The following is a 21,600-nucleotide window of genomic DNA, read 5'->3' as shown; positions in this document are numbered from 1 at the left end:
CCGCACGCCAGATCTCCTCGCAGTTCCCCGAGCCCCTGGATAGTGCAACCTCGGGAGCTGCAAGAAGTCGAGCTCAGTGGGAGACCTGGACGCCCCGCTGGCGGGGGATGACCTCGCTGATGGCGTCGCCGATCTGGGCCAGGAGTTCGGCCAGCGGGTCGAGGTGGTCGGGGAGTTCGGCCAGCGCGAGGATGCGTTCGCCGTCGGGGCCGGCCACGCAGAACAGGTCGATCGGGCCGAGGTGCTTCGCGGCGGTGGCCACCAGCGCGGCCACGTCGCTGGGCTGCCGGGCGTCGCCGCTGACGCCGACCACGGGGCAGCCGGGCCGGTCGAGTTCGGTGGCGAGGTCCTCGGCGACCCCGGGGCGTTGGTCGGCGATCAGCATGCCGGCGGCGCCGGCCGCCGCGAACCGACGGGCCAGGCCGATGCCTGAACCGCCTTCGAGCACCGCGATGACCACCACTGCCCCGGCTACCCGCATGGCCTGCTCCTCCCTGAGAGCTACGCCCGGTGGAGCACGCCGCACCGGCGTCCACCGAGACCGTATCGGAGGATCGTAAGCACGCCACGATCCTCCGCAAGAGCAATTACCCGCCAGGTGACCCAGCTCACTCCTCCTCTGGCAGGTTACGGTGCACGACATGCCGGAAACGTACCGAAACCCCCAGCCGGAACTCTTCACCTGGGAGTTCGCCGCCGACCCCTACCCCGCGTACGCGTGGCTGCGCGAGCACGCGCCGGTGCACCGCACCACGCTGCCCAGCGGAGTGGAGGCGTGGCTGGTCACCCGGTACGCGGACGCCCGGCAGGCGTTGGCGGACGGGAGGTTGTCGAAGAACCCGGCGCACCACAGCGGGCAGGCGCACAAGACCGGCCGGGTCGGCATCCCGGGCGAGCGGCAGGCGGATCTGATGACGCATCTGCTGAACATCGACCCGCCGGACCACACCCGGCTGCGGCGGCTGGTGTCGAAGGCGTTCACGCCGCGCAGGGTCGCGGAGTTCGAGCCCAGGGTGCAGCAGTTGACGGACCGGCTGATCGACGACTTCGCGGCCCGTGGCTCGGCCGACCTGATCCACGAGTTCGCCTTCCCGCTCCCCATCTACGCGATCTGCGACCTGCTCGGCGTGCCGCCGGAGGACCAGGACGACCTGCGGGACTGGGCGGGCGCGATGATCCGTCACCACGGCGGACAGCGCGGCGGGGTGGGGCGGGCGGTGAAGAAGATCCGGACCTATCTGCTGGAGCTGATCCACCGCAAGCGGGCCGACCTGGGCGACGATCTGATCTCCGGTCTGATCAGGGCGAGTGACCACGGTGAGCACCTGACCGAGAACGAGGCCGCGGCGATGGCCTTCATCCTCCTGTTCGCCGGCTTCGAGACCACCATCAACCTGATCGGCAACGGCACCTACGCGTTGCTCCGCAACCCGGCCCAACGTGCGTTGCTGCAGGAGTCGGTGCAGCGCGGCGAGACGGCGCTGCTGGCCACGGCGGTGGAGGAACTGCTGCGCTACGACGGCCCGGTGGAGCTTGCCACCTGGCGGTTCGCCACCGAGCCGCTGACCGTCGGCGGCGTGGACATCCCGGTCGGCGACCCGGTGTTGGTGGTGCTGGCGGCAGCCGACCGGGATCCGGCCAGGTTCGCCGGCGAGAACACCCTGGACCTCGCCCGCAAGGACAATCCGCACCTCGGGTTCGGCCACGGCATCCACTACTGCATCGGCGCCCCGCTGGCCCGGCTTGAGGGTCAATTCGCCCTGGCCGCACTGCTGACCAGGCTGCCCGACCTCCAACTGGCCGCCGACCCCGAGGAGCTGCGCTGGCGGGGCGGTCTGATCATGCGCGGGCTGCGGGAGTTGCCGGTGTCGTTCACGCCGGAGAGCGCCGACGCGCGCTGACGGCGTGTCGGTCAGATCTGATCGGGTGTGATCTGAGTACGCATCAATCCGGACATACCAGTACGGTTTGTGGACGATCGACAGTCTGGCGTGATTTCCGTGTGATGTGTTCGACATAAGCTTGTGATCCATCGGGTCATCTGCTTACTCTCCCTGGTGTTCGCAGCTGCGAACCCCGTGCGCGGAACGCCGAATCCTGCCCGCCGCGCTGCCGGGACACCGACCAGACCCTTGGGCAGGGGCGGGGGACCCAGGTAAGTCGCCGTCCCCCACGGCTTGGGGTGAAGCCGCCAGCAGTGGCGGCCGGGCCACCTCCCGGTCCGAACCCGACAGCTCACCTCGCAGGCGTGCGGAGAGGGACTTCTTCATGCTCTTCATCGGTTCGGGCCGTCATCGTCGTCGTACGCAGGCCGAGAAGGTCATCGCCGTCGCGGGTATCGCGGGCGTCGGCATCGCACTCCCGCTGTTGACCGCCACCGGCGCGCACGCCGCCCCGGTCGACATCTGGGACAAGGTCGCCCAGTGCGAGAGCGGCGGCAACTGGAGCATCAACACCGGGAACGGCTTCTACGGCGGACTCCAGTTCACCCCGAGCACCTGGAAGGCGTTCGGCGGTCAGCAGTACGCCGGGCAGGCCAACCAGGCCAGCAAGGGCCAGCAGATCGCCGTCGCCGAGAAGGTGCTCGCCTCCCAGGGCCCGGGCGCCTGGCCGGTCTGCTCGGTCAAGGCCGGTCTGTCCAAGGGTGGTTCGGCCGCCGCGGTGGACACCTCAGGCGGTAAGGCCTCCCGCTCGGAGACCCGCGCCCCGGCGCCGCAAGCCTCGAAGCAGACCACGCCGAAGGTGGCGGCCGCTCCGAAGCCCGCGACCCCGAAGTCGGCCGCGCCGACGGTGACCGCGCCGAAGCACGCCGCGCCGACGGCGCCGGCCGCCGGCGGATACACCGTCAAGTCGGGTGACACCCTCTCCGGCATCGCTGCCGCCAACGGTCTGAACTGGCACCAGGTGTATCAGGCCAACCAGTCCGTCATCGGCGGTGACCCGGACCTGATCCTGCCGGGTCAGGTCCTCAAGCTGGGCTGACGCCGACACACCGTCAGCGCGGGGTCGTACCAACTTGTTCCGGTACGACCCCGTTTACGGTCATTCAGGTGAACTACCGATGAGTAGCCGGGCCACACGGTGAGACGGGACCGAGGTCAGCGTGGCCCCGGGCTCCGGTGCGGTTAGGCTCTGGTCGTAACGACAACAGATCCCGCTTCCGTCAAGGAGATGCCTCGTGCCGTCCATTGATGTCGTCGTAGCCCGTGAGATTCTCGACTCCCGTGGCAACCCCACGGTCGAGGTCGAGGTCGGTCTGGACGACGGCAGCACCGGCCGTGCCGCCGTCCCGTCGGGTGCTTCCACCGGTGCCTTCGAGGCTCTTGAGCTGCGCGACGGCGACAAGAACCGCTACTTCGGCAAGGGTGTCGAGAAGGCCGTGCTGGCCGTCATCGAGCAGATCGGCCCGGAGCTGGTCGGCTACGACGCCACCGAGCAGCGGCTGATCGACCAGGCCATGCTCGACCTGGACGCCACCCCGGACAAGTCCTCGCTCGGCGCCAACGCGATCCTCGGCGTCTCGCTCGCCGTGGCGCACGCCGCCTCCGAGGCCAGCGACCTGCCGCTGTTCCGCTACCTCGGTGGCCCGAACGCGCACGTGCTGCCCGTCCCGATGATGAACATCCTCAACGGTGGGTCGCACGCCGACTCCAACGTCGACATCCAGGAGTTCATGATCGCGCCGATCGGCGCGGAGTCCTTCTCCGAGGCCGTCCGCTGGGGCGTCGAGGTCTACCACACGCTCAAGGGCGTGCTGAAGGAGCGCGGCCTCTCCACCGGTCTGGGCGACGAGGGCGGCTTCGCGCCGAACCTCGACTCCAACCGCGAGGCCCTCGACCTCATCGTCGAGGCCATCAAGAAGGCCGGCTACACCCCGGGCAAGGACGTCGCGCTCGCCCTGGACGTCGCCGCCTCCGAGTTCTTCAAGGACGGCGCCTACCAGTTCGAGGGCAAGGCGCTCTCCTCCGCCGAGCTGATCGCGTACTACGCCGAGCTGGTCGCCGCGTACCCGCTGGTCTCGATCGAGGACCCGCTGGACGAGCAGGACTGGGACGGCTGGAAGGCCATGACGGACGAGCTGGGCGACAAGGTCCAGCTGGTCGGTGACGACCTGTTCGTCACCAACCCGGTCCGCCTGGCCCGTGGCATCGAGACCGGCACCGCCAACGCGATGCTGGTGAAGGTCAACCAGATCGGTTCGCTGACCGAGACCCTGGACGCCGTCGAGCTGGCCCAGCGCAACGGCTACCGCTGCATGATGTCGCACCGCTCCGGCGAGACCGAGGACGTCACCATCGCCGACCTCGCCGTCGCCACCAACTGCGGCCAGATCAAGACCGGCGCCCCGGCCCGCTCCGAGCGCGTCGCCAAGTACAACCAGCTGCTGCGCATCGAGGAGATCCTCGACGACGCCGCGGAGTACGCCGGCCGTGGCGCGTTCCCGCGGTTCCGCTCTGCGGACAAGTAGGCACAGCAAGTACGAGGCCTGAGACACCGGGGGCTGACACCCCAGGCGTCTGCACCGGTGCCCCGGCTCCCACCCCGTAGGGTGGAGGGCCGGGGCACCGGCATGTGATCAGGAGGGGTACCAGCGATGTGGAAGATTCCGGGCTTGGCGGCGCGACCGCGCTTCACCAGCCGGGCCACCGTCCTGGTACTGGTGCTCTGTTCGCTGGTGGCGATCCTCGCCTACCCGACCCGGCAGTTCATCTCGCAGCGCTCGGAGATCTCCGACCAGCGGGCCAAGGCCGAGCACGCCAGGCAACAGGTCGAGCAGCTCCGCCGGGAGCGCGCCCGCTGGCAGGACCCGGAGTTCGTCAAGGCGCAGGGCCGGGAGCGGCTGCACTACGCGATGCCCGGCGAGACCCCCTTCATCTCGGTGGACCCGAACCCGCCGAGCCCCAAGTCCTCCTCGGCCGACGCGGGGGCAGCCCCGCAGGCCAAGGCCGCCCAGCCCTGGTATGCCAGTGTCTGGGACTCGGTCGACCAGGCCGACTCCACCCCCGCACCCCGCTAGATCCCGCACCCCGCCAGATACCGCCAGAGGCAGCACACCCCATGACTGAGAACCCGACCGTCCCGGACCAGGACGTCGCCGCGATCGCGGCCCAGCTCGGCCGCGTCCCGCGCGGCCTGCGCGGGGTGGCGCACCGCTGCCCGTGCGGCAACCCCGACGTGGTGGAGACCGCGCCCCGGCTGCCGGACGGCACGCCGTTCCCCACCCTGTACTACCTGACCTGCCCCAAGGCCGCCTCGCTGATCGGCACCCTGGAGGCGGACGGGGTGATGAAGGATCAGACCGCCCGGCTGGCCGAGGATCCGGAGCTGGCGGCGGCGTACCAGAAGGCGCACGAGGACTACATCGCGCGCCGGGACGCCATCGAGGTGCTGGAGGGCTTCCCGAGCGCGGGCGGCATGCCGGACCGGGTGAAGTGCCTGCACGTCCTGGTCGGCCACTCGCTGGCGGCGGGCCCGGGGGTCAACCCGCTCGGCGACGAGGCGATCGGGATGCTGGAGGACTGGTGGGCCAAGGGCCCCTGCGTCTCGCCGGAGGAGGTCGAGGCGGCCGGTGGCCGGGTGGCCAGGAACCGGGCCAAGAACCAGGACCACGCGGCCGTGATCGCCGCCAAGGAGCAGCTGGCCGCCGAGCGCGCGGCCAAGCGCGCCGAGGCCGAGCAGGACGAGGAGTCCGAGTGAGCACCAGCAGGGTCGGCGCGATCGACTGCGGCACCAACTCGATCCGGCTGTTGGTCGCCGACCTCGACCCCGAGACCGGCGAGATCACCGACCTGGACCGCCGGATGGTGATCAACCGGCTCGGCCAGGACGTGGACCGGACCGGCCGGCTGGCGCCCGAGGCGCTGGAGCGCACCTTCGCGGCCTGCCGTGAGTACGCCGCCGTGCTGGCCGAGTACGGGGTCGGCCCCGACCGGCTGCGGTTCGTCGCCACCAGTGCCTCCCGGGACGCGGAGAACAGCGCCGAGTACGTCGCCGGGGTGCGCGAGATCCTCGGTGTCGAGCCGACCGTGGTGAGCGGTGACGAGGAGGCCCGGCTGTCCTTCACCGGCGCCACCAAGGAGCTGACCGGTGGTCAGTTCCCGGCCCCGTACCTGGTGTTCGACCTGGGCGGCGGCTCGACCGAGTTCGTGCTCGGCGGGCAGGACGTCGAGGCGGCCCGCTCGGTGGACATCGGCTGCGTCCGGCTGACCGAGCGGCACTTCGCCGGTTCGGAGCTGCCCGAGCTGGGTCAGATCTCCCGCGCCAAGGCCGATGTCCGGGCCGCGCTGGACGTGGCGGCCGAGGTGGTCCCGCTGACCGCCGCCGCCACTCTGGTCGGCCTGGCGGGCACCGTCACCACGGTGGCGGGCATCGCGCTGGAGCTGCCCGCGTACGACTCCGAGGCCATCCACCACGCCCGCCTGACGGTGGACCAGGTCCGCGAGGTGGCCGGCCGGCTGCTGACCATGACGCACGAGCAGCGTGCCGCGATCCCGGTGATGCACCCCGGCCGGGTGGACGTGATCGGTGCGGGCGCCCTGGTGCTGCTGGAGATCATGGAGCGGACCGGTGCCGCCGAGCTGGTGGTGAGCGAGCACGACATCCTCGACGGGATCGCCTGGAGCCTGGTCTCCTGACCCCGCGCAGACCCCGCGAAGACCTCTGCCGGACCCCGTCCGGACGGCCCCGGGACGCCGCTTCGGCACCCGGGGCCGGGTGCTGTCCGGCGTGCCGCGAGAAACTTCGTGAATTTCTTCACATGGCGATCCAGTCATTCGTCGCACTCCGATGCCCCCTCCGTCCGGAATGCGGGACCGAAGGTCGACTCCGGCGGGTGTCCATCGGATCGCAGGCAGGTACCGGGGCCGGTGATGGAATCGAAACACCAGTGCGGGAACCCGCTCACGGTGGGGATCGTTGCTGCTCAGAGCCGCCCCGTCGGCCGGGCGCCGCACAGGGACCGCCCCGGCGGTGTGAGGTGACACCCTCGCCGGGAAAGTGTGGCCGGGCAGTGTAGCAGGTGCTGTCCAGGGGCTTGTGACGGGCCTCACGAAGGTGCCCCCAACCGGGGGTGGATACTTTCGGATATGAGCACCACGGAGCGTCCTCGCATCCTCGTAGTCGGCGGTGGTTACGTCGGCCTGTATGCCGCGATGCGCATCCTCAAGAAGATGCGCTACGGCGAAGCGACCGTCACGGTCGTCGACCCGCGGTCGTACATGACGTACCTGCCCTTCCTCCCCGAGGCGGCCGGCGGCAACGTCGCGCCTCGCAACCTCGTTGCCCCGCTGCGCAGCGCCCTCAAGAAGGCGGAGGTGCTCACCGGTCACGTGACCGATGTGGACCACGCCCGCAAGGTCGCCACCATCCACCCCGCCGCGGGCGACTCGTACGAGCTGTCCTTCGACTACCTCGTCGTGGCCACCGGCTCGGTCTCCCGCACCTTCCCGATTCCCGGCCTGGCCGAGCACGGCATCGGCATGAAGACGGTCGAGGAGGCGATCAGCCTCCGCAACCACGTCATGGCGCAGCTGGACAAGGCCGAGTCCACCACGGACGAGGCGATCCGCCGCAAGGCCCTGACCTTCGTGGTGATCGGCGGCGGCTTCGCCGGCGTCGAGACCATCGCCGAGGTCGAGGACATGGCGCGGGACGCGGCGAAGATCTACAAGACCGTCAGCCGCGACGACATGCGCTTCATCCTGGTGGAGGCGGCCAACCGCATCCTCCCGGAGATGGGCCCGGACCTCGGTCTGTGGACCAAGGAGAAGCTCGAAGAGCGCAACATCGAGATCTACATCGAGACCTCGATGGACTCCTGCGTCGACCAGCACGTGGTGCTGAAGAACGGTGTCGAGGCCGATGCCTCCACCATCGTGTGGACGGCGGGCGTCAAGCCCAACCCGATCCTCAACCGCTTCGGTCTGCCGCTCGGCCCGCGCGGTCACGTGGACACCGCCCCGACCCTCCAGGTCCAGGGCTTCGACTACGTCTGGGCGGCCGGCGACAACGCCCAGGTCCCCGACCTCGCCGTCGGCGACGGCGCCTGGTGCCCGCCGAACGCGCAGCACGCGGTCCGGCAGGCCATCGTGCTCGCCGACAACGTGATCTCGGGCATGCGGGGCTTCCCGCAGGCCGAGTACAAGCACAAGAACCTCGGTGCGGTGGCCGGTCTCGGTCTGCACAAGGGCGTGGCGATCCTCTTCGGCAAGTACAAGCTGAAGGGCCGTCCGGCCTGGTGGTTCCACCGCCTGTACCACGGCAGCCGGGTGCCGACCATGAACCGCAAGGTCCGGGTCTTCACCGACTGGACGCTGGCGATGTTCCTCAAGCGCGAGACCGTGGGTCTGGCCGAGATGGAGAACCCGTTCGTGGCGTTCCAGGAGGCTGCGGCCCCCGCGCCGAAGCCGGTGGCTGCCGTTGCCGCCGAGCCGGTGAAGGAGCTCGCGAGCAGCAAGTAGGACGACTGGCCCCGGGACGACCCGGGGTACGAGTCGGAGGCTCTCCGCCCGGCAGCGTCGCCGGACCACGACCTCCGTGGTGCTCAGCCGGCCGTGCGACCGGGCGGAGTACAGCAGTTCAGAGCCAAGCAGGCAGCAGAAGGCCCCCGCCGGAACCCTCCCCGGCAGGGGCCTTCTGCGTGTTCGGACGGACCGTCAGTCGGTCTTGATGCTCTCCAGGATGTCCAGCTTGGACGCCCGGCGGGCGGGCCAGAGCGCGGCCACCAGGCCGACCAGCCCGGCCATCAGCAGGAAGAGCAGCAGCTGACCGTACGGCAGCTCGGTGACCAGGCCCGGGATGCTGGAGCCCAGGGTGCCGTTCACCGCCCAGGCTAGGAAGACGCCGAGCAGCACGCCGATGGTCGCGCCGAACAGTGAGATCACCACCGACTCGAGCCGGACCATCCGCTTGATGCCGCTCCGGTCCAGACCGATCGCGCGCAGCATTCCGATCTCCCTCTTCCGCTCGAAGACCGACATGGCCAGGGTGTTGATCACGCCGAGCACGGCGACCAGGACCGACATGGCCAGCAGGCCGTACATCATGTTCAGGGCGAAGGAGATGATCTTGCTGAACTCCTCCTTCATGTCCTCCTGGCTCTTCACCTCGATCACCGGGTTCTTGCCGGTGGCGTCCTTGATGGACTGCTGAAGGGCCGCGGTGGCACCGTCGGTGCCGCGCACCAGGACGTCCCGGATGTCGACGTCGTCCTTGGCGTGCTTGGCGATCTCGGCGTTGGACATCACCGTGTTGGAGAGCAGGTCGATCGACTGGAAGACGCCGCCGACGGTGACCGTGCCGGTGGTGCCGTCGCCGTAGCCGATCTGCACGGCGCTGCCGACCGCGAGGTTGTCGCGCTTCGCCCGCTCGCTGCTGACCAGCACCTGACCCTGGCTCAGGGAGTTGGCCGAGCCGCTGTCCATGGTGAGGTCGAGCAGCTTGTCCAGGCTCTTGGCGTCGACCCCGCTGATCGCGGAGATCCGGCCGTTCAGCTCCCAGTAGACGTTGGTCAGCGGGCTGGAGGCGGCCACGCCGGGGGCCTTGGCCACGTCGGCGGCCAGCTCGGGCGACATGCTCATCCGGTTGGCGGTGGTCACGTTGTAGTCCGCGACCATGCCCTTGGTGACGATCCGGTCCACCGCGCCGCCGACCGAGGCGCCGAGCACGGTCATGGCGGAGACCAGGGTCAGGCCGATGGTCAGCGCGGCGGCGGTGGTGGCCGTCCGGCGCGGGTTGCGGACCGCGTTGCGGCGGGCCAGCTTGCCGGGCGTGCCGAACAGCCGGGCCAGCAGCGGGCCGACCAGGGCGATCATCGGGCGGGACAGCAGCGGCAGCAGGATGAAGATGCCGATCAGTGCGAACGGGGCGCCGCCGGCGATCAGGTACCGGCCGTTCTCCCCGCCGGCCGAGGCGCCGCCGAAGATCAGCGCGAAGCCGCCGGCGGTGATCACCGAACCGATGATGTTCCGGATCAGCAGGCTCTTCTGGGTGCTGGGCTGGTCACCGCTGCTCATCGCGGCCACCGGGGCGACCCGGGAGGCCCGGATCGCGGGCAGCACGGCGGACAGCACGGTCACCAGCACGCCGACCACCAAGGCCACCGCGATGGTCACCGGGGCGACCACCAGCGGTCCGGTGGGCATGCCGGCCGAGAACACCTTCATCAGCGACTGCATCCCGGCGCCGATCCCGATACCGGCCAGCAGCCCGGCCACCGAGGCGGTCAGGCCGATCACCAGCGCCTCGACCAGCACTGACTTGGTGACCTGCCAGCGCCCGGCACCGACCGCTCGGAGCAGGGCCAGCTCCTTGGTGCGCTGGGCGACCAGCATGGTGAAGGTGTTGGCGATGATGAAGATGCCGACGAACAGCGAGATCCCGGCGAAGGCGAGCAGCATGGTCTTCATGCCGGACATGCCGGCGGAGATCTGCTTGGTCTCGTCGGCCGTCAGCTGCTCACCGGTCTGGACGATGAACTGGGTGCCCTGCGGCAGCGCGGTCTGCACCTCGGTCTGCAGCGCGCTCTGCGTCACGCCGGGCTTGGCCTGCACGGTGATGGTGCTGAACTGACCCGGGGTCAGCAGGAACTGCTGCGCGCTCGCGGTGTCCATCAGGGTGAGCGAGCCGCCGGAGCTGACCTGCGGGTCGTCGGTGGTGAAGATGCCGGTCAGCTTGGCGTCCACGGCCGGGCCGTTGCCGGCGATCCGGACGGTGTCGCCGACGTGGTAGCCACCGCTGCTCGCGGCCTCCCGGTCCAGTGCGATCTCGCCGGACTTCTGCGGGCCGCGGCCCTGGGCCATCGGGTAGCGGCTGTCCTGACCGGTGGCGTCCGGGTTGAAGTTCGCGCCGCGGGCCTGCCAGGCCTGGCCGATCAGGACGCCCTTCCGGTCGGCCACGCCGGTGAAGCCGCCCACCACGCCCTGGGCCTTGGCGGTGCCGGGCAGCGCGGCGATCTTGTCGACCGTCGCCTTGGTCAGCTCGGCCCCGGTGGCGTCGCTCCGGTCGCGGGCGGTGGCGCCCGAACCTGCGGAGTTGTCGGTGACCAGGACGGAGATGTCCGAGTAGCTCTTGGAGTAGCTGTTCTTCATGGCCTGGCCGAGCGTGTCGGAGAAGACCATGGTGCCGGCCACGAAGGCCGTGCCGAGCATGACGGCCAGCGCCGTCATGAGGAGTCGGCCCTTGTGGGCCAGCACATTGCGCAGTGCGGTGCGGAACATGGGGTGTCCTGGGGGGAGTTGGGTTCGGGCCGGTGGGTGGCGGAGCGTCAGCTCGTGCGGCCCTTGGCGTCGAAGCGGCGCATCCGGTCCAGGACGCTGTCGGCGGTGGGGTTGGTCAACTCGTCGACGACGCGGCCGTCGGCGAGGAAGATCACGCGGTCCGCGTAGGAGGCGGCGACCGGGTCGTGGGTGACCATCACGACGGTCTGGCCGAGCTCGCGGACCGAGTTGCGCAGGAAGGAGAGGATCTCCGCGCCGGAGCGGGAGTCCAGGTTGCCGGTGGGCTCGTCGGCGAAGACGATGTCCGGCCTGGAGGCCAGCGCGCGGGCGCAGGCGACGCGCTGCTGCTGGCCGCCGGAGAGCTGCGAGGGACGGTGTGAGAGCCGGCCGGAGAGGCCGACCGTGTCGACCACCCGGTCGAGCCAGACCTTGTCGACCTTGCGGCCGGCGATGTCCATCGGCAGCGTGATGTTCTCCAGCGCGGTCAGTGTGGGCAGCAGGTTGAAGGCCTGGAAGACGAAGCCGATGTGGTCGCGGCGGAGCTTGGTGAGCTGCTTGTCGCGCAGCCCGACCAGCTCGGTGTCGCCGATCATCGAGGAGCCGGAGGAGACCGTGTCGAGGCCCGCCATGCAGTGCATGAGGGTCGACTTGCCCGAACCGGACGGGCCCATGATCGCGGTGAACTGCCCCTGCGGGAACGCCACGCTGACGTTGTCCAGCGCGACCACCTTGGTCTCGCCCTCTCCGTAGACCTTGTTCAGGCCGGTGGCTCGGGCGGCCGCCTGGCCGGTCTGGACGGCGGATGCGGTCGTGGTGGTCACGGGGGACTCCTTGCGGACGGGGCGTGCGGAAGTGGTGAGGACGGTTGGTGCGCAGGGCACCGACCGCTACTCCATACTCCGCTGGACGATCATGGAATCCGTCGCTCCCGGGGACGGTTGGCAGCACCGCCGCTGGGCGTACGCGGGGTCCGGCTTTCTCCTCCTGCGGTATGACACAACCCCTGAGAGTGGCGCCGTGGCCGATTCCGGATCGGGGTTGGCCGAATCACCGACGATTCGTCAGATGGCAAGGAAACATGACAAATTAGCTGGCGGAGAGTGTGCGAAAGGGCGCACCGGGCGACTAGTCTCGGGGGTAGCCCGCACAGGGGCGGATGGGGTTCCCGCCCGGGTGGTGGAACGCAGACACGGGCAGCTTAAAACTGCTTGGCCGCGAGGCCGTGCCGGTTCGAGTCCGGCCCCGGGCACCACTCCGCGCCAGGTCGTCCGACCGCGAAATCCGCGCAATGACGGTCCGAGAGATCATCCTCGCGGCGTAGACTGCTTCCTTTGCCAAGGCATTACCCTGGAGCGGTGCGGGCGGCACGATGCCGCCCCGGAGGGAATGACATGAGAAGCAGCAACCCGGTCTTCTCGCGGGAGGGCTCCTTCACCCGCGAGAACGGCAACGGCTACGCGGGGTTCAACACGGGCCAGCCGCAGGCCGGGGCCCCGAATGCGGGCAACCCGTACGGCAACAACCCGTACGGCAACAACCCCTACGCACAGCCGCAGGGCGGCGGGCTGACGGACGACCAGCTGGTCGAGATGTACCAGGCGCCGTCGGCCGGCCCGCTGCAGACCGGCCGGATGACCATGGACGACGTGGTCGCCCGGACCGCGCTCACCCTGCTCACGCTGGTGGCGTCGGGCGCGGTCGCCTGGTTCGCGCTGCCGGCCGCCAACTTCGGCCCGGCCATGGTCGCCGCCTTCGCGGCCTTCGTGGTCGCCATGGTGATCACCTTCAAGCAGAGCGTCAGCGCCCCGCTGATCGTCACCTACGCGGCGCTGGAGGGCTTCTTCCTCGGCGCGATCAGCCACGCCTTCAACGAGATCTGGCCGGGTATCGCGATCCAGGCGGTGCTGGGTACGGCGGCGGTCTTCGCGGCGATGCTGATCGCCTACAAGTCCGGCCGGATCCGGGTCACCCCGCGCTACACCAGGATCGGCATCGCGATCGCGATGGGCTTCGTGCTGCTGATGCTGATCAACCTGGTGGCCTCGATGTTCGGCGCCGACATGGGCCTGCGCTCGGGCCCGCTCGGCATCCTGGTCGGCATCGTCGGCATCGCGCTCGGCGCCTTCTTCCTCTCGCTGGACTTCGCCGAGATCGAGGCGGGCATCCAGGGCGGCGCCCCGCAGCAGGAGTCCTGGCGGGCGGCCTTCGGGCTGACCCTCTCGCTGGTCTGGATCTACATGGAGATGCTCCGGCTGATCGCGATCCTGCGCGGCGACGACTAATCACCACCAGCACTCCCGGAGGCGCGGCGGACCACTCGGTCCGGCCGCGCCTCCGGCGTTTCCGGGGCCGGTCCGGCAGGCCCTAGGCTCGCGGCATGGCAGATGCGCAGACCTTGCTGGCCGCCGTGGACCGGCTGGCCGACCGCTTCCGTTCGATGCCGCAGAGCCGGCTGCTCGGGCCGGTGCCCGGGTACCCGAGCCGGGCCGCCGCCGTGCACGCGCTGGCTTCCCGGCTGGCCGGGCGGGCGCTGGCGGCGGCGGGGCAGCCGGACCGGACCTTTCCGGACGCAGGGGCCTTCGCGGCCGGAGACCAACTCGCGGTCGCCGGGCGGGAGCTGGCGGCCGTGGCGGACGCCCCGGCGCTGGCCGAAGCGATGGCCGAGGTCCGGGGCGTCGACGAACTGACCGCGTGAAGATCTGAGAAACGCCGAAGGCCGGTCGAGTCGGTAACCCCAGGGACTCGACCGGCCTTCGGCGCGGTGGATCGGACGCGGTGGATCAGATGCTGGCGACCACCCGGTCGGCCAGGACGTAGACGGTCTCCTCGTCGGTGGAGAAGGTCAGCGAGTACGAGCCGGAGAACCGCGAGCCGCCGAGCAGCCGGACGTCCTCACCGGCCCGGACGGCGTCGATCAGCCGGTAGGCCGCCTCCCGGTCGCCGGGGGCGACGCAGAGCGTGGTGCCGTCGGCGAAGGCGTACACGTCCAGGGTGCCGAGCGGGCCGGGACGGACGTCGGTGAGCGTGACGGCCTCCTCGGCCAGCGAGGCCAGCCGGGTGTCGGTCCACTCGCGGGACGGGGCCTGGCTCGGGACGAAGTCGGGGTGCGAGGGGTGGCGGCGCGGGTCGGGTGCGGCCACCGGCTCGGCGTCCAGGGCCGGCTCGGTGTCGAGCAGTCCGGCCTCGAGGCCGGTGGCCAGCAGGTCGGCCTCGCGACGGGCCCTGGCCTCACCGGCGGTCTCGCCGCCGACTCCGGCGCCGGTCCCGGCGGGGTGGCCGGCGGCGGGGTGGCTGCCGGCGGGGTGGCCGCCGGTGGCCGGGCGGGCCGAGGTGCCGCCGTCCTCGTTGATCAGGTCCTCCAGCGCGGAGCGCAGCGCCTCGCCGAACTCCGGGTCCATCGTGCCGGAGTGGTCGGCCGCGTCCTGCGGTCCTGTCGGCCGCGGGAAGAACAGCGGCCACTCCTCACCGGGGTTGAGCCCGGCGCTGGTGAAGGGGGAGTCGAAGAGCGGGGCGTCGTCCTCGGCCGCCCTGGCCTCCTGCTCGGCCCAGAACGCCCGGGCCTCGGCTATCTCCCGCTCACGGTCGGCGGCCAGCGCCTCGTTGACCGCGCGGCGGATCACGGCTTCGTCAACCGGCGCCGGGGCGGCGGCACTTGAAGGTTCGGACGGGACGGCGAGCCGACGGGCCAGGCTGCGCAGCTGCATCAGGACAGCGGTGCAGAGGGCGATCAGGACCAGCAGCAGGGAGATGTACACGGCGCTCACGGAACGTACTCCTAGCGAGGAGTGGAACGGGGTTACGTCTCCACACTGCCGCATGGGGAGGAGTTGCTGCAGTGGCAGATGTCCGATTTGTCCGGGACTTTCGGCCTTGTCCTCAAATTGTTAGGTAGTGCCGTTCTACGCAGCGGAGTTGACCGACTTCGGGGTGTCGACAAAACGGGCTTGGAAGGGCATGCCGAGGGCCGGATCACGATCGCGATGTGATCCGGCCCTCAATCACACAGGGTCACTCCGAACGGGTGGTGCGGACCGGCCCGGTGACTCAGCTGAGTCGCTCGATCACCATCGCCATACCCTGGCCGCCGCCGACGCACATGGTCTCCAGGCCGAACTGCTTGTCGTGCCACTGGAGCGAGTTGATCAGGGTGGTGGTGAGCCGGGCGCCGGTCATGCCGAACGGGTGGCCGACCGCGATCGCGCCGCCGTTCACGTTCAGCTTCTCCAGCGGGATGCCCAAGTCCCGGTAGGACGGGATGACCTGGGCCGCAAAGGCCTCGTTGATCTCCACCAGGTCGATGTCGTCGATGGTCAGGCCGGCCCGCTTGAGCGCCTGGCGGCTGGCCTCGACCGGGCCGTAGCCCATGATCTCGGGGGAGAGGCCGCTGACCCCGGTGGAGACCACCCGGGCGAGCGGGGTCAGGCCGAGCTCGCGGGCCTTGGTGTCGGACATGATCACCAGGGCGGCGGCGCCGTCGTTGAGCGGGCAGCAGTTACCAGCGGTAACCGTGCCGTCCGGGCGGAACACCGGCTTCAGGCCGGAGACCGCGTCCAGGGTGACCCCCGCGCGCGGGCCGTCGTCGGTGCTCACCACGGTGCCGTCGGGCAGCGTGACGGGGGTGATCTCGCGGGCCCAGAAGCCGGACTTGATGGCCGCCTCGGCCAGGTTCTGCGAGCGGACTCCGAACTCGTCCTGCTCGGCCCGGGTGATGCCCTTGAGCGCGGCCAGGTTCTCGGCGGTCTGGCCCATCGCGATGTACGCGTCCGGCAGCAGGCCGTCCTCGCGCGGGTCGTGCCACTCGCCGCCGCCCTCGGCCGCACGGCGGGCGGTGCGCGCCACGGCGTCCTCGAACAGCGGGTTCTGGGTGCCGGGCATGCCGTCCGAGGTGCCGTTGATGCTGCGCGAGACGGTCTCGACGCCGGCCGAGAGGAAGATGTCGCCCTCGCCCGCCTTGATCGCGTGCAGTGCCATCCGGGTGGTCTGCAGTGAGGAGGAGCAGTACCGGGTGATGGTGGCGCCGGGCAGGTAGTCCATGCCCATCTGGACCGCGATGGTGCGGGCCAGGTTGTGGCCCTGCTCGCCGCCGGGCAGGCCGCAGCCGAGCATCAGGTCCTCGATCAGGCGCGGGTCCAGCTCGGGCACCTTGGCCAGCGCGGCGCCGATGATCTGCGCGGTCAGGTCGTCCGGCCGGATGTCCTTCAGGGAGCCCTTGAAGGCCCGGCCGATCGGCGAACGGGCGGCGCTGACGATGACGGCTTCGGGCATGACGGGCTCCTCGCTGAGTGTCTCCGGACTGCGGGGCGTACACGTCCGACCGTACTCCGGCCCAAGCGGTCAGCCCGGGAGGAAAGTTACCGCTAAGTAGCTCGGACGTCACCCGTTCCCGGGTGTGAGTTGGCCGACCCCGACCCCGCCTCCGGAATGCTCTCCGAGCTGTCCGGCAGGCCCAGTCGCAGCCGCAGTTTGACCTGCGCCCAGCGCCGGCCCAGGTCGCCGAGCCGCTCGGCGGCGGCCACCTCGGTGCCGGAGCGCCCGGCCGCGGCGGCCGCGGCCACCGCCATCGGCAGCACCTGCTCGGCCTCGATCCTGGGGCCGGACTCCTCCGGCCAGAGGTCCAGGGCGGCGCAGAGCGAGGGCAGCAGTGCCATCGCGGCGGTCGCGTAGCCCTGCGCGGAGGGGTGGTAGCGGTCGGCCGCGAACATCTCCGGCCGGGCCGCGAACTCCGGGCCGAGCAGCGAGCCGAGCGACACCGTACGGCCGCCCTGCTCCACCACCGCGATGGTCTGGGCGGCCGCCAGCTGCCGGCTGAGCCGCCGGGCCACCCAGCGCAGCGGCGGCTGCACCGGCTTGATGGTGCCCAGATCCGGGCAGGTGCCGACCACCACCTGGCAGCCGGACGCGCGCAGCGCCCGTACCGTCTCGCCGAGTTGACGGACCGCCAGGGCGGCAGGGGTGTGCTTGGTCACGTCGTTGGCGCCGATGATGATCACCGCCAGCTCCGGCCGGTGCGGCAGAGCCAGCTCCACCTGGCCGGCCAGCTCGACGGACTGGGCGCCGGACCGGGCCACGTTCACCAGCCGGACCCGGCGCTCGGCCACCGAGGCCAGTCCGGTCGCGAGCAGCGCGCCGGGGGTCTCCTCCCCTGCGGTCACGCCGAGCCCGGCCGCCGTCGAGTCACCCAGAAAGGCGAGCACCAGCGGCGGCTGGTCACTCTCCGGGTCGGCGAAGGCCGCCCCGTACACCCCGTCCGCGGGCGGAGGGTCGCCCTCCAGCAGCCCGACCGCGCGGACCGCCAGCCTGCTCTCGGTCACCAGCAGGCCGATCAGCCCGACCCCGAGCAGACCGAGACCGCCGCCCCCGTACGCGGCCGCCGTGGCGATACGCCGGGCCACCCGGGCCCGTGACACCTGTGCCGCTGCCACCCCGGCCCCCCTTCACCTGGCCCCTCCCGGGGCGCCACCTCTTGCTCTGTCCCTCTTAGGTACCCAGGGATCCGGGGGCCTATCGGGGCGGATCGCCCATCCGGTGGGTGAACGTACGGGAAGTGAAGAGGCCGAATCGGACGTCGCGGGTGTGCGCGTCCGTCCCTTGAGACGCCCTAGGCTTTGAAGTACCCATAGCTTTCGTAGCGTCCCAGACCGGGAGGACCCCCGTGCGGTACCACAATTCGATCATCGACCTGGTCGGCAACACACCCCTGGTGAAGCTCAACAAGGTCACCGAGGGGATCAGCGCCACCGTGCTGGCGAAGGTCGAGTACTTCAACCCCGGGGGGTCGATCAAGGACCGCATCGCGATGCGCATGATCGAGGCCGCCGAGGCCTCCGGCGCCCTCAAGCCGGGCGGCACGATCGTCGAGCCCACCTCGGGCAACACCGGTGTGGGCCTGGCGATCGTGGCCCAGCAGAAGGGCTACCACTGCATCTTCGTCTGTCCGGACAAGGTGTCCACCGACAAGATCAACACGCTGCGGGCCTACGGTGCCGAGGTGGTGGTCTGCCCGACCGCCGTCGCCCCCGAGCACCCGGACTCCTACTACAACGTCTCCGACCGCCTGGTCCGGGAGACCCCGAACGCCTGGAAGCCGGACCAGTACTCCAACCCGGAGAACCCGGCCTCGCACTACCACTCGACCGGTCCCGAGCTCTGGGAGCAGACCGAGGGGAAGATCACCCACCTGGTGGCGGGCGTCGGCACCGGCGGCACCATCTCCGGCACCGGCGGCTACCTCAAGGAGGCCTCCGGCGGTGCGGTCAAGGTGATCGGCGCCGACCCGGAGGGCTCGGTCTACTCCGGCGGCACCGGCCGGCCGTACCTGGTCGAGGGTGTCGGCGAGGACTTCTGGCCGACCGCCTACGACCGGAACGTGGCGGACGAGATCGTCGCGGTCTCGGACAAGGACTCGTTCCAGATGACCCGCCGCCTCGCCAAGGAGGAGGGTCTGCTGGTCGGCGGCTCCTGCGGGATGGCCGTGGTGGCCGCGCTCGAGGTGGCCAAGCGGCTCGGCCCGGACGACGTGGTCGTGGTGATCCTGCCCGACGGCGGCCGGGGCTACCTCTCGAAGATCTTCAACGACGACTGGATGGCCGACTACGGCTTCCTGCCGTCGGGCACCGACGAGGCGCACATCGGCGAGGTGCTGGCCCGCAAGGACGCGATCGAGCACGAGGGCATCCCGCAGTTCGTCCACATGCACCCGAGCGAGACGGTCGCCGAGGCCGTCCGGGTGCTGCGGGACTTCGGCGTCTCGCAGATGCCGGTGGTCTCCCCGGGCGCCGGGCACCCCGACATCATGGCGGGCGAGGTGATCGGCTCGGTGGTCGAGCGCGAGGTGCTGGAGGGCCTGTTCACCCAGCGGATCGCGCTCACCGACACGCTGGAGAGCGTGATGTCCAAGCCGCTGCCGGTGGTCGGCTCCGGCGAGACGGTGACCAGTCTGATGACCGTGCTGGAGAAGGCCGACGCCGCCGTGGTGCTGGTCGAGGGCAAGCCGCAGGGCATCGTGACCAGCCAGGACCTGCTGGCCTTCCTGGCCACCCGGGCCGGTCACTGACCTGTCGTCAGCCCGCCCGGGCCGCCGGAAGGGTGAGGATTCGTCTTCTCACGAAGTGGTACACCGGTGTCACCTCCGCGCATCACGCGGTTAACACGGCTCGGGCAATGTATGAGTCACGGCAAGACGCCGAGCATGGTGACAGCAACAGTCGGGAGCGGCTCCCCGGCACCGCCGTCACCACGGACACGTCGGTCGGCCCTGACCCGGCCTTCCGTGTCCGCCCGTAGGGGTTGCCGTCGTCCCGCCCCTGGCAGCGGTCTCGACCGAGGTCAGGGTGCGGCGGCTCCTGCGGCACCTACCGCGCCGCAAGGCGCGTCTCCGTGGCTCCCGGGTGGGGGAGTTCGACGGAGACGGAAGGGTCGGCCCCCGGTTTCCGGGGGCCGGCCCTTCCTGTTTTCCCGGGAGCGGCGCGACTCGCTTACGCTCGCACACATGACCAGCACTGACCTGCCCGAGCAGGACGCCCCGCGTTACGTACGCCTCAGCATCGAAATCATCGCCGAGATCACCGACGAGCAGGCCCTGAAGGCCGCCGCACTCGCCCAGGTCCAGAGCGACGAGTACCTGGACGACGAGGAGCGCACCCAGTCGGTGGAGGCGATCGAGGTGGACCCGTCCGGTTCGCTCGCGCACTTCATCGACCCGGTGGCGCTGCTCGGCGAGGTGCCGGGCATCGAGCTGACCTCGGCCACCTGGGAGTCCGCCCAGACCGAGTTCGACCCGACCGACGAGAACTGGGACGAGTACGCCGTCGAGGCGGCCGAGTAGTCCCCTCCCGCATCACCGATCGCCCGTCCGGACTGCTCCGGGCGGGCGATTCGTCCGTTATGGCGGCATCTTCAGTAGTCTCATACGATCTCAACCGTTTGGTGATGGAACCGCTTCGTCCTGGATTGCGTTGTTTGTATCCGTAACGCCCGCAGGTGAAGAGCAGGGAGACCGACCGTGACGTCAGCCGATGAGCAGCGCCCCACCTCCGGCAGCAGCTGGACCCGACGCGGGGTGCTGGGCGGCCTGCTGGGCGCCCCGGTCCTCCTGCTGGCGGCCTGCAGCGGCGACTCCGACAAGGGCGGCGGCGGTGGCAGCACCGGGGGTGGCGCGAGCAGCTCGCCGAAGACCTCGGTCGCCAAGATCACGGTGGTTCCGGCCGACGGTGTGACGGATGCCCCCTTCACCGAGCCGGTCAAGGTCACCGTCACCGACGGCAAGCTCAGCTCGGTCAAGCTCACCGGTGAGGACGGCAAGGAGATACCCGGGCAGCTCGCCTCGGATGGGGCGAGCTGGGCCTCCACCGGGCCGCTCATCAGCGGCACCAAGTACCGCGTGGCGGCCGTCGCGCTGGACTCGGACAAGCTGGAGGCGGACGCCAACACCAAGTTCGGCACCGCCTCGCCGGCCAACACCTTCATCGGCTACTTCACCCCGGAGAACGGCTCGACCGTCGGGGTGGGCATGCCGGTCTCGATCAACTTCAACAAGCCGGTCACCAACCGGAAGGCCGTCCAGCAGGCGATCACGGTGACCGCGCAGCCGGGCGTCGAGATCGTCGGCCACTGGTTCTCCAGCACCCGGCTGGACTTCCGGCCGCAGCAGTACTGGGCGAAGGGCACCAGGGTCACCCTGAAGCTCCGGCTGAAGGACGTGGAGGGCGCCAAGGGCGTCTACGGCACCCAGTCCAAGGACGTGAACTTCACCGTCGGCCGCAGCCAGACCAGCGTGGCCGACCTCTCCGCCGACACCCTCACGGTGACCACCGACGGTCAGGTCACCGCGACCTACCCGATCATCGGCGGCGCCCCGGAGCACAAGACCTGGGCCGGCAAGCTGGTCATCTCCGAGCAGTACCAGCAGACCAAGATGGACTCCGCCACGGTCGGCCTCGGCGACGAGTACAACATCCCGGACGTGCCGCACGCGCAGCGGCTGACCACCTCGGGCACCTTCATCCACGGCAACTACTGGTCGCCCGCCTCGCAGTTCGGCAGCGCCAACACCAGTCACGGCTGCATCGCCCTCAAGGACGCCAAGGGTGCTTCGGACCCGAACACCAACGGGGCCAAGTTCTACGCGAGTTCGATGGTGGGTGACGTGGTCGAGGTGATCAACTCCGGTGACCGGACGGTCGATCCGTCGAACGGCCTGAACGGCTGGAACATGGACTGGGCGACCTGGCAGGCGGGCAGCGCAGTCTGACCCCCGCGGTCGGACTGTCGTAAGAACCGGATAAGTTATGGGGCACGTCCCGATTCCGCCACGACCGGCGAAATCGGGGTGCCCCGGCGGGTGAAAGCTGCTTGTCTGGGCACCGTATCCAGCAGCAGTCAAACC

Annotated in this window: 18 protein-coding genes, 1 tRNA gene and 1 riboswitch; of the genes, 13 read left to right on the top strand and 6 right to left on the bottom strand. The window is 70.3% G+C overall.

All coding sequences use genetic code 11. The features are described 5' to 3' along the window. Positions 1 to 73: 73 nt before the first annotated feature. Positions 74 to 481, bottom strand: coding sequence for an SDR family NAD(P)-dependent oxidoreductase (locus ASC99_RS01800; RefSeq protein ID WP_057227359.1), 408 nt, complete (start codon positions 479 to 481; stop codon positions 74 to 76). 160 nt (positions 482 to 641) lie between these two features. Between ASC99_RS01800 and ASC99_RS01795 the strand changes: the two genes are divergently transcribed. From ASC99_RS01795 to ASC99_RS01765, 7 genes are all read left to right on the top strand, one after another. Then, entirely contained in the window at positions 642 to 1,901 is a 1,260-nt protein-coding gene (locus ASC99_RS01795) for a cytochrome P450 (protein WP_057228011.1), read from the top strand. A gap of 211 nt (positions 1,902 to 2,112) precedes the next feature. After that, positions 2,113 to 2,263, top strand: a riboswitch (cyclic di-AMP (ydaO/yuaA leader). Positions 2,264 to 2,268: 5 nt separating this feature from the next. Beyond that, entirely contained in the window at positions 2,269 to 2,982 is a 714-nt protein-coding gene (locus ASC99_RS01790; protein ID WP_057227357.1) for a transglycosylase family protein, read from the top strand. Positions 2,983 to 3,178: 196 nt separating this feature from the next. After that, positions 3,179 to 4,468 (top strand): phosphopyruvate hydratase, encoded by a 1,290-nt coding sequence (gene eno, locus ASC99_RS01785; RefSeq protein ID WP_057227355.1) that lies wholly within the window; start codon positions 3,179 to 3,181, stop codon positions 4,466 to 4,468. Between the two features lie 126 nt (positions 4,469 to 4,594). Then, on the top strand, positions 4,595 to 5,017 hold the full coding sequence (locus ASC99_RS01780; protein ID WP_057227352.1) for a septum formation initiator family protein: 423 nt from the start codon (positions 4,595 to 4,597) through the stop codon (positions 5,015 to 5,017). Between the two features lie 41 nt (positions 5,018 to 5,058). After that, on the top strand, positions 5,059 to 5,697 hold the full coding sequence (locus ASC99_RS01775) for a DUF501 domain-containing protein (RefSeq protein ID WP_057227350.1): 639 nt from the start codon (positions 5,059 to 5,061) through the stop codon (positions 5,695 to 5,697). After that, a complete protein-coding gene (locus tag ASC99_RS01770) occupies positions 5,694 to 6,635 on the top strand; it encodes a Ppx/GppA phosphatase family protein (RefSeq protein WP_057227348.1) in 942 nt (313 codons plus the stop codon). Before ASC99_RS01775 ends, ASC99_RS01770 begins: the two co-directional genes overlap by 4 nt. 450 nt (positions 6,636 to 7,085) lie before the next feature. Beyond that, the gene (locus tag ASC99_RS01765) at positions 7,086 to 8,459 is read left to right on the top strand and encodes an NAD(P)/FAD-dependent oxidoreductase (RefSeq protein ID WP_057227346.1); all 1,374 of its coding nucleotides are present in this window, start codon (positions 7,086 to 7,088) and stop codon (positions 8,457 to 8,459) included. Positions 8,460 to 8,654: 195 nt separating this feature from the next. Here ASC99_RS01765 and ASC99_RS01760 read toward each other — a convergent pair whose 3' ends face one another. Both ASC99_RS01760 and ASC99_RS01755 read right to left on the bottom strand, forming a co-directional pair. Further along, positions 8,655 to 11,216: an ABC transporter permease gene (locus ASC99_RS01760; RefSeq protein WP_057227344.1), complete on the bottom strand. Its 2,562-nt coding sequence runs from the start codon at positions 11,214 to 11,216 to the stop codon at positions 8,655 to 8,657. Between the two features lie 47 nt (positions 11,217 to 11,263). Then, positions 11,264 to 12,037: an ABC transporter ATP-binding protein gene (locus ASC99_RS01755; protein ID WP_057227342.1), complete on the bottom strand. Its 774-nt coding sequence runs from the start codon at positions 12,035 to 12,037 to the stop codon at positions 11,264 to 11,266. Positions 12,038 to 12,383: 346 nt separating this feature from the next. Between ASC99_RS01755 and ASC99_RS01750 the strand changes: the two genes are divergently transcribed. The 3 genes from ASC99_RS01750 to ASC99_RS01740 all read left to right on the top strand — a co-directional run bounded on the left by ASC99_RS01750 (position 12,384) and on the right by ASC99_RS01740 (position 13,911). After that, positions 12,384 to 12,468: transfer RNA gene (locus ASC99_RS01750), tRNA-Leu, on the top strand. Positions 12,469 to 12,607: 139 nt separating this feature from the next. Beyond that, positions 12,608 to 13,498, top strand: a complete 891-nt coding sequence (locus ASC99_RS01745) for a Bax inhibitor-1/YccA family protein (RefSeq protein WP_057227340.1) — start codon at positions 12,608 to 12,610, stop codon at positions 13,496 to 13,498. A 95-nt stretch (positions 13,499 to 13,593) separates the two neighbouring features. Then, positions 13,594 to 13,911 (top strand): hypothetical protein, encoded by a 318-nt coding sequence (locus tag ASC99_RS01740; protein WP_057227338.1) that lies wholly within the window; start codon positions 13,594 to 13,596, stop codon positions 13,909 to 13,911. An 85-nt stretch (positions 13,912 to 13,996) separates the two neighbouring features. Here the strand turns inward: ASC99_RS01740 and ASC99_RS01735 are convergent, their stop codons facing one another. The 3 genes from ASC99_RS01735 to ASC99_RS01725 form a co-directional block, all read right to left on the bottom strand. Next, positions 13,997 to 14,980 (bottom strand): hypothetical protein, encoded by a 984-nt coding sequence (locus ASC99_RS01735; RefSeq protein WP_057227336.1) that lies wholly within the window; start codon positions 14,978 to 14,980, stop codon positions 13,997 to 13,999. Positions 14,981 to 15,260: 280 nt separating this feature from the next. Further along, positions 15,261 to 16,481, bottom strand: coding sequence for an acetyl-CoA C-acetyltransferase (locus tag ASC99_RS01730; protein ID WP_057227334.1), 1,221 nt, complete (start codon positions 16,479 to 16,481; stop codon positions 15,261 to 15,263). A 92-nt stretch (positions 16,482 to 16,573) separates the two neighbouring features. After that, a complete protein-coding gene (locus tag ASC99_RS01725; RefSeq protein ID WP_057227332.1) occupies positions 16,574 to 17,638 on the bottom strand; it encodes an SGNH/GDSL hydrolase family protein in 1,065 nt (354 codons plus the stop codon). 230 nt (positions 17,639 to 17,868) lie between these two features. On the opposite strand from ASC99_RS01725, the gene ASC99_RS01720 reads away from it, so the two are divergent. The 3 genes from ASC99_RS01720 to ASC99_RS01710 all read left to right on the top strand — a co-directional run bounded on the left by ASC99_RS01720 (position 17,869) and on the right by ASC99_RS01710 (position 21,465). After that, positions 17,869 to 19,269, top strand: a complete 1,401-nt coding sequence (locus ASC99_RS01720; RefSeq protein ID WP_057227330.1) for a cystathionine beta-synthase — start codon at positions 17,869 to 17,871, stop codon at positions 19,267 to 19,269. Between the two features lie 435 nt (positions 19,270 to 19,704). After that, positions 19,705 to 20,040: a hypothetical protein gene (locus tag ASC99_RS01715; RefSeq protein WP_057227327.1), complete on the top strand. Its 336-nt coding sequence runs from the start codon at positions 19,705 to 19,707 to the stop codon at positions 20,038 to 20,040. 177 nt (positions 20,041 to 20,217) lie between these two features. Then, positions 20,218 to 21,465, top strand: coding sequence for an Ig-like domain-containing protein (locus tag ASC99_RS01710; RefSeq protein ID WP_057227325.1), 1,248 nt, complete (start codon positions 20,218 to 20,220; stop codon positions 21,463 to 21,465). Positions 21,466 to 21,600: the final 135 nt, after the last annotated feature.

This window comes from Kitasatospora sp. Root107, assembly GCF_001424875.1.
Classification (GTDB): domain Bacteria; phylum Actinomycetota; class Actinomycetes; order Streptomycetales; family Streptomycetaceae; genus Kitasatospora.
The sequence above is the reverse complement of the archived record's forward strand: the minus strand, read 5'-3'. Positions and strand labels throughout refer to the sequence as shown.

Coding starts and splice junctions, on each gene's coding strand:
- ASC99_RS01800 (WP_057227359.1), bottom strand. CDS start 481: ATGCGGGTAGCCGGGGCAGTGGTGGTCATCGCGGTGCTCGAAGGCGGT.
- ASC99_RS01795 (WP_057228011.1), top strand. CDS start 642: ATGCCGGAAACGTACCGAAACCCCCAGCCGGAACTCTTCACCTGGGAG.
- ASC99_RS01790 (WP_057227357.1), top strand. CDS start 2,269: ATGCTCTTCATCGGTTCGGGCCGTCATCGTCGTCGTACGCAGGCCGAG.
- ASC99_RS01780 (WP_057227352.1), top strand. CDS start 4,595: ATGTGGAAGATTCCGGGCTTGGCGGCGCGACCGCGCTTCACCAGCCGG.
- ASC99_RS01775 (WP_057227350.1), top strand. CDS start 5,059: ATGACTGAGAACCCGACCGTCCCGGACCAGGACGTCGCCGCGATCGCG.
- ASC99_RS01765 (WP_057227346.1), top strand. CDS start 7,086: ATGAGCACCACGGAGCGTCCTCGCATCCTCGTAGTCGGCGGTGGTTAC.
- ASC99_RS01760 (WP_057227344.1), bottom strand. CDS start 11,216: ATGTTCCGCACCGCACTGCGCAATGTGCTGGCCCACAAGGGCCGACTC.
- ASC99_RS01745 (WP_057227340.1), top strand. CDS start 12,608: ATGAGAAGCAGCAACCCGGTCTTCTCGCGGGAGGGCTCCTTCACCCGC.
- ASC99_RS01740 (WP_057227338.1), top strand. CDS start 13,594: ATGGCAGATGCGCAGACCTTGCTGGCCGCCGTGGACCGGCTGGCCGAC.
- ASC99_RS01730 (WP_057227334.1), bottom strand. CDS start 16,481: ATGCCCGAAGCCGTCATCGTCAGCGCCGCCCGTTCGCCGATCGGCCGG.
- ASC99_RS01715 (WP_057227327.1), top strand. CDS start 19,705: ATGACCAGCACTGACCTGCCCGAGCAGGACGCCCCGCGTTACGTACGC.